Genomic DNA, 14,113 nt, shown 5'->3' with positions numbered 1-14,113 from the left:
CTTCATGTCTTTGCAGTGGTCTGCTCCTGACATACGCTTTCGCGCCTGCGGCGCTCAAGAGTAATGGGTGTGTCTGGAAAACGGCTCTGCCGTTTTCCAGACACACCCATTACTCCGAGATGAGAGCTGGATATGCCCTGGTTGAAGACGTGATACAGTTACTGTACCATTGAAAGCTGATATAATAGAGTTCAATAGAACCACTCAGGTGCGAAAATTTTAAGGATATATGGCATAGTGCTGGGGACCAGAAACGTAGCATGAAAGAGACCTATGGCGTGCTGCGTGTTGTGCGTGTGCAATTGCCCGCCAATGCGGCATTTGAAGATGCTGAGCTGACGCCGACTGAATGGCTGGCAGGTGAGCGATTCGTCTATGTATTGACGAATCGAGAGACCTCCATTGGGCGAGCGCTGAGCAATGATATTTTATTGATGGATCCGACTGTCTCGAGGGAGCATGCTCGGTTAGTAGTGACTGAACAGGGCTGGCGTATTTTTAACCTGACGATGCGTAACACAGTATGCGTCAACGGGCGAGCAGTGCCAGCTGGAGGGAGTCTATCCTTGCAGTCGCAGGATATGCTTATCCTGGGGCATACGACGCTGCAATTAATTGCTCCGCAAAAAGTTTCTGACCTCGCTGATGAGACCTCCACAACGCAACTCTCATCGCTACATCAAGATCTCCTGGCTTCACAGCAGAAGGAGCGCCAACTGAAGTTGACGGGCGAGAGCGCCGTGACGCCGCTTCCAGATGCTATGTTCAATGACATACTCTCTGCTCCCATGCCATTGATAGCGGCACCTGAGTCGACCCCGTACATGCTCGCACCTTCGCCAACAAAGCTGCCTGGTAGCGGAGCACAGAGTATGGGCATGCCAGCATCTCCAGTGGGGAGTGCGCCCTTGGAGGCGGAGGAGAACCTGACGACTGAATGGGAGGAGCAGGAGTCTCTGCTTGGTGGTGTGACGATGCAGTTTGCCTTTGGCGGTCGGCGCGGCAACAAACTGCGCTGGCTCCTGGGAACACTGGGTATCTCTCTACTCGCCATTGGCGCGGTAATTATCCTGCTTTTTAATACCTTCTTTGGCGTGACCGTGCTTCAGCATGGCGTCTCCAGCCTCCTACTAACGCTGTTTATTCCCTTAATTCCTGCGGGTATCGTGATCTGGTTGGTCAATGTGATTGATCGCTATGAGCGCGAACCCTGGTTCTTACGCCTGGCGGCCTTTCTCTGGGGAGGGATTATTGCCATTCCCCTGGCACAACTGAGCGAAGGCCTGGTGGATGCCTGGATTAGTAGCCTGGGGCCGCAAACGAGCACGCTGCTACGCTCGCTTTTACAGGGGCTCAATCCCGGTATTACCGAGGAGGCCTTAAAAGGTCTGGGCCTGGTCCTGCTCTTCTATATGCTGCGGGACGAGTTTGATAACGTGACCGATGGCTTTGTCTATGGAGCCTTGATCGGGGCGGGCTTCGCCCTGACCGAAAACTTTCTCTACTTTGCCACTAATGTCTCCAAGGGATCGCTGCCCTATCTGATCGTGGCGCGTATTGTCCTGGGCTGGCTGACGCATCCAACCTTTACGGTGTGCATAGGTGTCGCGCTAGGCTATGTGCGGCATACGCGCGTGCGCTGGCAGCAGTGGCTGGTGCCAGCCGGGGGCTTCCTGCTCGCGGTATTGTTGCATAGCGCCTATGACTTCGTGATTTTCTATGCGGGCGCGCTGGTAACCAACTTGCCCAATAACGCGATCGCTTTAACGGTCTGGTGGGTCGCCATCCTGGGCAACTATATCCCTCCCTTTGTGACGCAACTGGTCCTGCTCTATATCCTGGTAAAATCATTGGCACATGAAGCAACCGTTGTGCGTGAATTCCTGGCGTCCGAGGTTAGTAGTGGTGTCATACGTGTAGATGAGTATGCGCTGCTTCAGAGTTCGTTTCAGCGGGCGAAGGCGGAGCGCAAAGTCTTAAGAAAACGTGGATTGAAGCAGTGGCTGCGTGTAAGAGCGCTCTACCAGACGGAGATCGGCCTGGCCTTTCGTAAGTGGCATGTGAGCATGGGAGATGAACCCAAGCCAGGGGATATACAGCCCGAAGATGTCTATCGTCAGCGTATACGTCGCCTGCGCCAGGAACTGGAGCAGACTGGCACATAGGCATCCACAAGAAATACAATCCACCTCAACTCGCGCAGCAAGCCACTAGAGTAAAGGGTGTGTGCGTGAAAAATGGCAAAGCCATTTTTCACGCACACACCCTTTACTCTGAGCGCCGCAGGCGCGAAAACTCCTCTGCCTTCGCCAATAGAGCAGGGTTTGGGGTACCATATAAATGATCCCTTGACTTTATCAAGTCGGCACGCGAAAATAAAGTGAACCTGATAGTTTCAGGCTGTCAGCCAAACTAGAGGAGTTAAAACATGCATGAAATGCAGCAGGCTAATGTTGACCTGCTTCAGATCTTTTATCTCATGCGCCTGACGCGCGCGATGGAAGAGCGCACCCGCACTCTGTTCTTGCAGGGGCGCGTTGTGGGTGGTGTCTACACCGCGCAGGGGCATGAGGCGACAACTGTCGGGGCAGCGATGACGCTGCGCGATGGCGACTGCATTGTTCCGCAGCACCGAGATCTGGGGATGCATCTGGTTCGCGGTACCTCTCCACGCGCGGTTATGTGCCAGTGGTTAGCGCGTGGCAACTCTCCATCGCTGGGACGCGATGGGCAGCTACATATTGGGGATATGCATCATGGCATCGTGCCGATGATCAGTATGCTTGGCGAGTCGCTTCCCGTGGCGTGTGGCGTGGCGTTGACGATGAAGATGCGTAAGCGTGAGAGCATCGTCCTGGCCTCATGTGGAGATGGCGCGACCAATACAGGGCCATTTCACGAAGCGCTCAACATGGCCTCGGTGCAGAAGTTACCCCTGGTGCTGGTCATTGAGAATAATGGTTATGCCTACTCGACCCCTGGTTACAAGCAATTTAATGTGCAGCAGCTCTCCGAGCGCGCCAAAGCGTATAATATTCCGGGCGAGACCGTGGATGGAAATGATGTCCTGGCAGTCATCGAAGCCGTCTCGCGTGCGGGCGAGCATGCTCGCGCGGGTAATGGCCCTGCCATTGTAGAATGCAAGACCTTCCGCGTGCGCGGGCATTCCGAGGCGGATAAAGCCGATTATGTGCCGAAAGAGTTGCGCGAGGAGTGGCTCAAAAAAGACCCTATCACCCGCTTTGAGGCCTATCTGGAGCAAGAAAGACTCTTGACGGCCAGGAAGAAAGCCCAGATGGAGGCCCGCATCCGCGAGATATGTGATGATGCGGTTCGCTATGCGGAGCAGAGTCCCGAGCCAGACGTAGCGACGGTCACGGACTATGTGTTTGCGCCCGACGGCCCTATTGCGATTGTGGGTGAGCCAGGGGCGGACAATCCTCGTTATATCAACGCCCTGGATCGGCGCACAGGTGAGTCCTTTACTACGATAAGCCAGGAAGAGGAGGCCATTGGTCGACGATGAGCGCGAAGAAAATAACCTATCTGGAAGCCATTGGCGAGGCGATGCGCGAAGAAATGCGGCGTGACGAGGCCGTTTTCTTGCTAGGCGAGGACGTGGGTACCTACGGTGGCGCCTTCAAGGTCAGTGCGGGCTTGCAAGAAGAGTTTGGCGCGGAGCGGGTGATCGACACGCCTATGGCGGAGTCTGCTATTATTGGATCGGCTGTGGGAGCGTCACTGATGGGTATGCGTCCCATAGCCGAGATGCAGTTCATTGACTTTATTACCTGTGGTTTTGACCAGATCGTCAATATGGCGAGCAAGATGTACTGGCGTACGGGCGTTCCGACGCCGATGGTCATTCGCGGCCCGGCTGGTGGTGGCACCAGGGGCGGCCCATTTCATTCCTCGACCCCCGAGGCCTGGTTCTTTCATACGCCGGGCATCAAGGTGGTCTATCCCTCAACAACCTATGATGCGAAGGGCCTGCTCAAGGCGGCCATTCGTGACAATAATCCCGTGCTCTACCTGGAACATAAGCTTCTCTATCGCCTACCCGATTTGCGCGACGAGGTGCCGGAAGAGGATTACATCGTGCCGCTTGGAGAGGCCATTGTGCGTCGCCAGGGTGCGGATATGACCATCCTGACGTACGGTGCCATGGTACACCAATGCTTACAGGCGGCCCAGGTATTGGAGCAGGAAGATGATCTTGAGGTGGAAGTGGTGGATCTGCGTAGCCTGGTCCCCCTGGACCGCGAGACCATCAAGGCTTCGGTGAAGCGTACCAATAAGGTGCTGATTGTGCATGAGGATATGCTCTCGGGTGGTATTGGGGCTGAGCTGGCGGCTATGCTGGCGGAAGAGTTGTTTGAGTATCTCGATGGTCCGATTACGCGGGTAGCGGCTCCTGATGTGCCTTTCCCCTATGCTCCCCCGCTGGAGAGCGCGTATCTACCCAATGCCGAGAAGATTCTCGCGGCAGCACGCAAGCTGGCCGCATACTAATTGACGATGACATGCTGCTACTTAGACCCCTGGGCCTGGATGGTCGAGATCTGAGTAGGAGATATATAAGGAGTACAAGACTATGGCAACGCCAGTTAAGATGCCTCGCCTGGGCGAATCAGTGGCCGAGGGGACGATTGGAGCCTGGCTCAAAAATATCGGCGACTATGTTGAGCGCGACGAGTCTATCGCCGAGGTGGTTACCGATAAGATCAATGCGGAGCTGCCTTCACCCGTCGCGGGCAAGATCGTCAAACTCCTGGTGCAGGTCGATGAGACGGTGCCCGTTGGAACAGATATTGTCTTGATTGAAGAGAGCGCAGATATACCCGCAGAGACGTCTCCCCAGGCTCCCTCTGCCGCTCCAGGCCCCGATGCCGCCCCTGTACAGAAGCGCGAACAACTGGAAACTCCAATTATGGAGCAGCGCGAGGCGCGCACCGCTGGCACACAGGCCGTGGCCTCGGCCCCCGTTACCGAGAGGAATGGCGAGGAAGAGCGCCAGCGCATTTCGCCCCTGGCACGTCGCCTGGCACGTGAGCATGACCTCGATCTAAATGCGATTCAAGGTACGGGTATCAATGGACGCGTGCGCAAAGAGGATATCCTGGCTTACCTGGAACAGCGCTCGACTGCTCAGCCCGTTGCAACAGCTACAAGTGCTGTCGCTCAGCAGGCCGTGGCTGTCACCAGGACTCCCGAGCCTCAGCCTGTCTCTACCGCTGTCACCTCAGCACTAATCGAAATCCCAGCAGGTGACGATGTACAGGTAATTACGCCCAGCCGCATTCGCCTGGCAACCGCTGAGCACATGGTGCGGAGCAAGCGTACCTCGCCCCATGCCACTGCTATGGTCGAGGTTGATATGACCGGGATCGCGAAGTGGCTGGAGAAGAACAAAGAGGACTTCAAGCGCCGCGAGGGCTATGCCATGAGCTATGTTCCCTTCGTGATCAAGGCAGTCTGCGAGGGCATCCGGAAGTACCCGGTCATGAACTCCTCCTGGTCCGAGGACAACAAGATTCTCATCAAGAGGCGCATCAACATGGGCGTGGCGGTAGGAACCGAGACCGGCCTGGTCGTCCCCACCATTTATGATGCGGACCAGTACACGCTGGCAGGCCTGGCGAAGCAGGTAAATGCCCTGGCCCAGCGCGCGCGCAATAACAAGCTGACGTTGCAGGATATGCAGGGAAGTACCTTTGTCGTCAACAATACGGGCGTCTTTGGCACGGTAATCTCTATTCCGATCATTAACCAGCCGCACGCGGGCATTCTGGCCATGAATGCCGTGGTGAAGCGCCCGGTGGTGACGGAAGATGACGCCATCGCCATTCGCTACATGATGTATCTCTGCCTCTCCTTTGATCATCGCCTGCTCGATGGCCTGGAGTCTGGTGGTTTCCTGAAGACAGTCAAGACGCGTCTTGAGAGCTATGGCCGCGAGATAGACGTCTACTAGAATAATTGACGTACACTGTGCAGGGTGTGCTAGTATTAGTATGTGTTTTGTTAGCTAACGCCATGTACACACACGTTCTGGGCTGGACCCCTCGCGCCTGTGGCGCTCGCCCGGCCAGGTGATGTAGTGCAGTAGCCGCGCACACAAGTGGCGGATTACTGCATTACATCACCTATCCAGAACCCGAAAAATAAGGAATAACTAGGCATGACAACAATAATCCCTCAGCGACGTCCCGAGTGGTTGCGGGTGCGTCCCCCCAGTGGCAAAAATTACGATGAGTTGAAGGACTTGATGCGCGGGCAGTCGCTGCACACAGTCTGCGAGGAGGCGCGCTGCCCCAATATCGGTGAATGTTGGGGGCATAAGACCGCCACGTTTATGATTCTCGGTCGGGTCTGTACCCGGAGCTGTGGTTTCTGTGCCGTCGAGACAGGCCGTCCGATGGGGATGGACTGGGAAGAGCCTAAACGTGTCGCTGAGGCTGCGCAGCACATGGGGCTGCGGCATGCCGTCGTCACATCGGTGAACCGCGATGAGCTGAAAGACGGGGGGGCGGGAGTCTTCGCGTCCACGATCCGCTGGATTCGTCGCCTGAATCCCGAGTGTAAAGTAGAGGTCTTGACACCCGACTTTAAGGGAATATATGATGCACTAAAGGTGGTTATAGATGCGAAGCCAGATGTGTTTAACCATAATGTAGAAACTATTCCACGGTTATACAAGCGTGTACGCCCGCAGGCCGTGTACGAGCGCTCTCTACAGGTGCTGAAATGGGCTAAAGAGATGAACCCTGCGGCTCCTACCAAGTCTGGCTTTATGCTTGGGCTGGGCGAGACCACAGACGAGATTTTGCAGGTGATGCGCGATATGCGCGAGCACGACGTCGATATCCTGACCATTGGTCAGTATCTACGCCCATCGTTCCAGCATCTGCCGATCCAGCGCTATGTCCCGCTTGAGGAGTTTGCAGCGCTCAAGGCTGAAGGGAAGAAGATGGGCTTCAGACATGTGGAGTCTGGTCCCTTTGTGCGTAGCTCGTACCATGCCCATGAGCAGGCGGAGGGCGCGACAAAAGAGGAGTAAGCCTGGATGAAAGTAAGGATACGCAATGCCGAGATTGCCTATGATGACCATGGCATCGGTTATCCCATCATCTTCCTGCATGCTTTTCCCCTCAATCGGCGGATGTGGGAGGGGCAGATGCTGGCCCTGCTAGGTGAGCAACGCTTTCGCCTTGTAGCGCTGGATTGGCGTGGCCTGGGCGAGAGCGAGAGCCAGGGGAGCGAGGCCGTGACGATGGAAGACCTCGCCGATGATGTCGCTGGTTTGATGGACGCACTGGGGATGCAGGACGCAATTCTGTGTGGTCTCTCGCTTGGCGGCTATGTGGCATTCGCATTCTTACGCAAGTATCCTCAGCGGATCAAGGGCCTGATTCTGGCCGACACGCGTCCTGGGACTGATACTGAGGAGGGAAGAGCCAACCGCGAACGTATGGCGCAGTTGGCTCTGACCGAGGGGACGGAGGCGATTGCCGATCTCCAGCTTCCCAATCTGTTGGCAGCTATGACACGGCAACACGCTCCCGAAGTGGAGGCGCGTGTACGCCAGATGATTCTGGCCGCGACCCCCGTAGGTATCGCCGCGATCTCACGTGGCATGGCGAAGCGTGAAGACGCGACCGTCTTGCTTGGTGCGATCCATTGCCCAACCCTGGTCCTGGTGGGGGCACAGGACCGCCTCACCCCGCCAGAGGTCGCTCGCGAGTATGCGGCGCGTATTCCAGACGCGCGCCTGGTTGTGATTGAAGATGCGGGTCATCTCTCTAACCTCGAACAGCCTGAGACCTTCTTGCAGGAGCTTCGACATTTCCTGCTCACAACGTTTTCCACAACGGAGTAGCGCGTTTGTCTTGAAAAGCAAGCAGGCGTGCTTAGCAGTCTCGTAGGTAGGGGCAAGCTATGATGCAGCCACAACAGCATGAACAGGGATGTCAGCCGCTGGTTCTGGTGGTCGATGATAACCCTGCTATTCGAGATATGGTCTCCTGGGCGCTGGAAATGGATGGCTACGAACCAGCCGAGGCTGCCGAGGGCCAGGAGGCGCTCAACTGGATACAGTGCATCTCGCGTGAGGGGCGCTATCCCGCGGTCATTTTGCTGGATCTCGCGATGCCGGGGATGGATGGGCAAACTTTCCTTGCCTGCTTACGCCAACAGTGGGAGAGCCCTCAACCACTCCCAGGCGTCATTGTGATTACCGCAGCCAGGCAGAGTCCCGAAGCTTCCAGCCTGGGCGTTGAACGTGTCATCATCAAACCCTTTCATGTCCGTGATCTCCTGGACGCTGTGCGACTGCTCACAGCATGAGAGCAGTCGCATTCGCTTTTCAAGATATGAGTCAGTTGTCGGGAATGGCTCATATCCTTTTTTTTGTAATGGAGCGCCGCTTTGCATCGTCTTTACAAAGATTGAGTCTGAGGATCCCCTATCTGATGATAAACTTCCTGGTAGTTGCTGACGGTGAGTGACAGGGCAGCTACCAGGGCCACAATTTTCCACTCTATCAGCCTCATGTGAACTTCCTTATTGAGGAAGAAGTTATTTCATTTACTAGGCTTTTCCTGCCGCGTTTTTCCTCTTCATCCGACTTATGCTACGATGGGTCTTCCTGTTCTTGACCCTACAATCTCCGAGGAGAGCGTATGCGACCACTTGATACAGATGAACTGCAAAACGTGGAAAAGGACATGCTTTATGAGCGTTTTGCGGAAACGCTACTAGCCTATTTATGTCAGCAGGTTTCTCACCGGCAGGACGCCGAGGATCTCTTACTGGAGGTCTTTCTGGCTGCGCTCCAGAATACGTCTCTTGCTAGATTCCCAGCCAGACGCCAACTGGCCTGGTTGCGACGTGTAGCTCGAAACAAGGTCATCGATCACTATCGACATAGGGGCCTTTTCACCATTCAGCCGTTAGGTCAAGCGCCGGAAATTGAAGACCAGGACTTGACACCTGAACAACAGGCTGAAGAGCAGGAGAAATGGGCCTGGCTCTTGCAGACCATTGAGCAACTTACCCCAGTTCAACGAGAATTGATTCGACTGCGTTATGTTCAAGAAATGCATCTGACCCAAATTGCAGTCCTATTGGGGAAATCTGAAGGAACTGTGCGGAAAATGCTTTCGCGAACATTGCGCCATTTGAAAGCGTTATATGAACAGAACGAAAGGAGATAGAATCATGAATGATGATTTGGTACCTGAAGAGAGAGCAGAAGAGTATCACCAACTTCTGACGGCTTTCCGATCTTCTTCGCAAAGGCGTGTTCCGATCACAGCTGGAGAACAGATACAAATCCTTGCACGAGTGCGAGAACGCCTTGCACAGGCAACCTCTGCTTCCACTCTGTCTGATGTAAGTACATTCACGCCACAGAGTCCGTTCGTGGTTCATATGCCAACAAAACACGTGAGAAAATCTATGCGATTTGCCTCCAATCTCCTAGTTGCGGTGGTAGTGGTTGGACTTATCCTTGGATCCTGGGCACTCTTCGGGGCCTATCCGTTCTCAAAGGGCACTTCTGCCTCCCGAATCGTCTCTGGATCAGGCCCTGCCGCCCAGACGCAAGCCAGCGGTTTGCAGGCATCAATGCATGTGCTGATCAGTGGGCCGTACTTCCTCAGCGAGTTGCTTCCTGTCGATGTCTCGCTGACGAACCATACACATCAGACCGTCGCTCTTGAAGGCATCAATCGTACAGCCGATTTGTGCTTTTCCTCCGCATTGATGGTTCAGGTAACAGCGGGAAGCAATCCATCCTTTACCTTCCCAAGGCTGGAGGTTGGCTGCACCAACCCGGCGTTTGTCACTGAGGTCAAGCCTGGTCAGACAATCACGATTCATCAATATGTTCCCCTGACCAGGAGCAGGGAGGTCACGTTGACTATGGGTCTATCTTCTCTTCATCTCCCCGACCCACTCAAAGGGCACTGGCCTATAGTCCATATGCAGGTCAATCCGCAGGTCCCCCAGGACCGTGCGCTTTCTCTCCAACAGCAACAGAAACAGGTAATGATCAGCATACCAGCAGGCGCAAAGGCTCATCTGCTCTATATGCAAACCATTAACTGTGAGAGTTACTTTGATAGTGGTGGCGATCACTGGATGCCTCTTTCGACAACCGTGTTATATGAACCGACTTGTCCCACAAAGCGTCCCCACTGGGAATATATTGTGAGCGCTCCTGGTTATTCAATTGTCTCAGGCAACCACATCACCTGATCTTCTTTAACGCATCCGGATCAAATATTGTCTCCTGACCCAGGCGATGCGGCCCAGAAGGATAGGCACGATCCAGGTCCAGATGGAGCGCAGGAAGGCGACGCGGAAGCCTGGCAGGAAGGGCAGAAAGGTCGTCACTGCAGGCCAGGCAAAGAAGCAATAGGTGCTGGCCATCGTAATCCCCAGGATATGGACCGCCACCGGGATATTAATCGCAGGCAAGAATGGGATGCGCGTGGCGAGTTCCTGCCACTCTTTGGCGCTTGTCGCGCTCTCGACCAGCGCGAAGAGGCCGAAGAAGGTAATCGCGTACCAGGGCCAGTACCAGGGCGATCCCAGTCCCATGTAGAGCAGCCAGGCAAGAGCCATCCAACGTATGAGGGCTAGCGGCGTTCTGGGTGCGGTCGCTGGACGTAGCCCTTGCCAGCAGATGAGGGCAAAGCCCAAGAAGAAGAGCAGCAGGCTGAGATCGCGCATGATAAACTCGGTCAATGAGCTATTTTCTGGCGCGGAGGGGAGAAAGAGACTATTAATGATGTGTGTCAGGAGTTCGGGTACGGTATTGATGGCGCGGTAGGTCCCGGGATTGACTTTGAGCAGGGCGAGGATCTGGCCATTATCCCAGAAGGGGGCGTAGAGCAGCACCATTGAGAGGGCTATGCCCAGGAGCACGAGGAGGGGCTGGCGTAGGCGCTGCCAGAGGGTTCCCTTCGGTGTGCAGGCCAGGAGGTAGCATAGATAGCCGGGCAGCAAGATGCCCACATTTACCTTAATACAGGTGGCCAGGGAGAGGTTGAGCGCGACCAGGAGATGGGTGCGCCATGTTGGCTGGCCTGTACGCACGAGAAACCAGAGTGCCAGCAAAATAAAGAAAAGTACCAAGGTATCGTTGTGGGCATTGACGCAGGCCTCAAAGAGCAGGAGCGGATTCCAGGCAAAGGCCAGCGTCGCCAGCATTCTTTGCCGTGGCGATTGCTTGCTTCCTTGCAAGTAGCCTCCGATGGACCAGATGAGCCAGGTGGAGCCCAGGTGTGTGGCGAGATCGAGTAGACGCAGCGCTAGCACCATAACCGCCACATTTTGCGTCCCAAAGAGCATTCCACAGAGCCATTGGAGCGCATAGGTCAGACCTGTGTAGACCGGACCATACACCGAGGGCTGATCGGTCCAGTAGATATTGATGTATACAGGATCATGCCAGATCGCGTGCGGCGTCTGTATCAGCGGATTGAGATGATAGATAACGCCCATGCGCGCATAGGCAATGTAAGAGAAGAGGTCGGCCGAGGTCACAATGGGCATAAAGGCCCAGATCAGACCCAGGAGGAGAGCCCCGACAAACACAACCCGCAAACGCGTCCTTTGTGGAAGGATGCGCAGGGCAAGCAGGTAGAGTCCTCCGATCAGGAGAAAGAGCGCAGCGACAAGCGAGGTGTGTGTCCAGCTTGTGAGCACGCTGGGGGTAGGGAGATTGTGATGAAACAGGCGAGGGTTGAGTGCTTGCCCCGGAAAGAGCAGGTGCGAGAGCTGAATGGTCCAGGGAAAGAGATCGCCCAGGAGAGAGGAGAAAAACATCAAGCCTTGAAGCGAGAACGCGCCGCTGAGCAAGATAAAACACGCCAACATTGCAGGTAGTAAGGCATGTGCGCGCAAGGGCATAGAGCGCGAGGTGTGCAAGGGTGTTTGTTCAGGTGAGATGGGGCTAGCAGGCGGCGTTTCAACTACAGTGTGCTGCACTACTTGACGATCCGTTTTCAACATGTCACTCCGTTTTATAAAAAAGCGCAATCACCCTAGTTAACGCTGCGTGCAAATCATTGCTGGTAGGTGGTGTGTTCAAGCTCAATTGAATAGGAAAGTGGGGAGTGCAGAAGGGCGTCAGCCCCTCTGCGTCTCTCACCCCTGCCGCTGAATAGGAAAGTGGGGAGTGCAGAGGGGTGTCAGCCCCTCTGCGTCTCTCACCCCTGCCGCCGCAGGCGGCATGAATATCTTTCAAATGAAAATTGACAGAGCACTAGGCATGATCTTGCGAAAAGCTATAAGGCCTCTTGAGCTTTTCTTGAATTCTCTCTGGTAGAATCAGGTCGACAAACGATACAACGAATAGGCTCTTATCACAGTGACAAAACCTGAGACAGGAGAGAGAAAAGAGCTACTCGCAGACTCATTTTCAGGGAAGTAGAAAGGCAGCGAGCTCCCAGGAGGAGCAGGCTTAGGAGGTTTTTCCTATCATGGACTTGTATGAACAGCCAACGCAGCCGGATAGGCGAAGCGAGAGCCAGGGGGCATCGCCTTCCAACACTCGAGACATGTCGCGGCGCAAGGCTCTAGGACTGGGGGCCGCGAGTTTAGTAGGAATTGGAGCAGTCGGCGCGGGTGGTGTGGCGTTAGAGCGCTGGTGGCAGGAGAGTCATGGGCAGCAGGGAGCCATTAGTGGAGACATCAAGATTGGGCATCTCCTGCGCAAAGCTGGCTTTGGAGCCAGTGCCAGTGAAATTCAGAGCTATGCTGGACTCGGTTTTGAAGGCGCAATTGACCGCCTGCTTAACTACCAGCAGGTCTCAGAGGAGGCGACTGAGCAGCGCCTCTCGCAGCTTAAACTGGACATGAGCAAACCGGCTGAGATGCAGCAGTGGTGGCTGATGCGTATGGCATGGACGCAGCGTCCACTACTGGAGAAAATGACGCTTTTCTGGCATGGGGTCCTGGTCAGTAGTTATCGTAAGGTGGGTGGTAAAAATGGGTATGAGCGCATGATCGTGCAGAATAAGTTTCTGCGTGAGCATGCCTTTGATACCTATGATAACATCCTGCTGGGCATCACGGCTGACCCGGCGATGCAGGTTTACCTGGACCTTAATAAAAGTACCAGCCAGCATCCCAATGAGAACTATGCTCGCGAACTGATGGAGCTCTTCACCCTGGGCCTGGGCAACTATTCGCAGCAGGATGTCTTCAATGGTGCCGCGGCCCTGACGGGCTGGCGCCTGAGCAAACAAGATCCTCTCAAGTCAAGGTATGTCCCTGGCGCGCATACCAACCTGCAAACGACGTTTCTGGGGCATACCGGCAAGCTGGACTATAAAGATATTGTGGACATTCTGGCGAATCACCCGGCATTGCCCTGGTTCATCTGCCGCAAGCTCTTTACCTTCTTCGTCTATGAAAATCCTAGCAAGGACGATTTGCAACCCCTGGTCGACGCCTATAACCAGAGCAAACATAATATGGGAGCTGTGATGAAGGCACTCTTGCACTTACCTCAGTTCTCCTCTTCCCAGGCGTATCGCAGTCGCCTGAAGTCACCTGCTGAGTTTACTATTGGGGCCTATCGGGCGCTGGAAATGCAAGGAACGGGGAAAACGCTGCCTGTGGTCACGCTCAATATGGGGCAGGAGATCTTCAATCCTCCCAACGTCGCGGGCTGGCCTGGTGACAAGGTGAGTACGGCCTGGCTCAATAGTGGAACCTGGATGACCCGCCTGAACTATATTAATGGCCTCTTGTTGGGACAGAAAGTGGGGAAGAAAGGGACCACGCCGGGCCAGCAACCCCTGGACTTCCAGCATATCGTGGATAGCCAGAAGCTAAGCTCCCCAGAGCAGTTTGTGACATACTTTGCCAACTTTCTCCTCGATGGCAACCTGCCAGAAGAGCGGAAAGCTGTCCTGGTAGACTATTTGGCTGTCAGGGATACAAGTCCTGGTGCGCGTGTGACGCTGGGAAACGGGACGAGCTACCCGCTCAACCGCATCCGGGGAACGCTCTACCTGCTCATGACCTTGCCAGAGTATCAATTGAACTAAAGGGAGGTACAGGAGGGTTTCCCTCCTGCCGGGGTGTGGGGTGTCCC

General features: G+C 55.1%; 11 protein-coding genes. 10 read left to right on the top strand and 1 reads right to left on the bottom strand.

Translation table 11 applies throughout. The annotated features are described in order from the left end of the window. Window positions 1–260 precede the first annotated feature (260 nt). The 9 genes from KRAC_RS09225 (at window position 261) to KRAC_RS09185 (ending at window position 10,260) form a co-directional block, all read left to right on the top strand. Complete coding sequence (locus tag KRAC_RS09225; RefSeq protein ID WP_007906333.1) at window positions 261–2,165, top strand: PrsW family glutamic-type intramembrane protease; 1,905 nt, start codon at window positions 261–263, stop codon at window positions 2,163–2,165. Window positions 2,166–2,428: 263 nt separating this feature from the next. Next, window positions 2,429–3,526, top strand: a complete 1,098-nt coding sequence (locus KRAC_RS09220) for a thiamine pyrophosphate-dependent dehydrogenase E1 component subunit alpha (protein ID WP_007906332.1) — start codon at window positions 2,429–2,431, stop codon at window positions 3,524–3,526. Further along, window positions 3,523–4,512, top strand: coding sequence for an alpha-ketoacid dehydrogenase subunit beta (locus KRAC_RS09215; RefSeq protein WP_007906331.1), 990 nt, complete (start codon window positions 3,523–3,525; stop codon window positions 4,510–4,512). The genes KRAC_RS09220 and KRAC_RS09215 overlap by 4 nt, the downstream gene beginning before the upstream one ends. An 82-nt stretch (window positions 4,513–4,594) precedes the next feature. After that, window positions 4,595–5,974 (top strand): dihydrolipoamide acetyltransferase family protein, encoded by a 1,380-nt coding sequence (locus KRAC_RS09210; RefSeq protein ID WP_007906330.1) that lies wholly within the window; start codon window positions 4,595–4,597, stop codon window positions 5,972–5,974. A 207-nt stretch (window positions 5,975–6,181) separates the two neighbouring features. Then, window positions 6,182–7,060, top strand: a complete 879-nt coding sequence (gene lipA, locus KRAC_RS09205) for a lipoyl synthase (RefSeq protein ID WP_007906329.1) — start codon at window positions 6,182–6,184, stop codon at window positions 7,058–7,060. Between the two features lie 6 nt (window positions 7,061–7,066). After that, on the top strand, window positions 7,067–7,879 hold the full coding sequence (locus tag KRAC_RS09200) for an alpha/beta fold hydrolase (RefSeq protein ID WP_007906328.1): 813 nt from the start codon (window positions 7,067–7,069) through the stop codon (window positions 7,877–7,879). Window positions 7,880–7,938: 59 nt separating this feature from the next. After that, the gene (locus tag KRAC_RS09195; protein WP_007906327.1) at window positions 7,939–8,346 is read left to right on the top strand and encodes a response regulator; all 408 of its coding nucleotides are present in this window, start codon (window positions 7,939–7,941) and stop codon (window positions 8,344–8,346) included. 335 nt (window positions 8,347–8,681) lie between these two features. Next, on the top strand, window positions 8,682–9,215 hold the full coding sequence (locus tag KRAC_RS09190; protein WP_007906323.1) for an RNA polymerase sigma factor: 534 nt from the start codon (window positions 8,682–8,684) through the stop codon (window positions 9,213–9,215). A gap of 244 nt (window positions 9,216–9,459) precedes the next feature. After that, window positions 9,460–10,260 carry a hypothetical protein gene (locus KRAC_RS09185; RefSeq protein WP_169460874.1) on the top strand — a complete coding sequence of 267 codons (801 nt, stop codon included), beginning with the start codon at window positions 9,460–9,462 and terminating at the stop codon, window positions 10,258–10,260. Between the two features lie 6 nt (window positions 10,261–10,266). On the opposite strand, the gene KRAC_RS09180 is transcribed toward KRAC_RS09185, so the two are convergent. Then, on the bottom strand, window positions 10,267–12,021 hold the full coding sequence (locus tag KRAC_RS09180) for an MptA/MptB family glycosyltransferase (RefSeq protein ID WP_007906320.1): 1,755 nt from the start codon (window positions 12,019–12,021) through the stop codon (window positions 10,267–10,269). Window positions 12,022–12,491: 470 nt separating this feature from the next. Here KRAC_RS09180 and KRAC_RS61165 point away from each other — a divergent pair, with 470 nt between their 5' ends. Next, window positions 12,492–14,066, top strand: coding sequence for a DUF1800 domain-containing protein (locus KRAC_RS61165; protein ID WP_007906311.1), 1,575 nt, complete (start codon window positions 12,492–12,494; stop codon window positions 14,064–14,066). Window positions 14,067–14,113 lie beyond the last annotated feature (47 nt).

It is taken from the genome of Ktedonobacter racemifer DSM 44963, assembly GCF_000178855.1.
Lineage (GTDB): Bacteria > Chloroflexota > Ktedonobacteria > Ktedonobacterales > Ktedonobacteraceae > Ktedonobacter > Ktedonobacter racemifer.
This window is presented reverse-complemented; position numbering and strand designations above follow the sequence as displayed.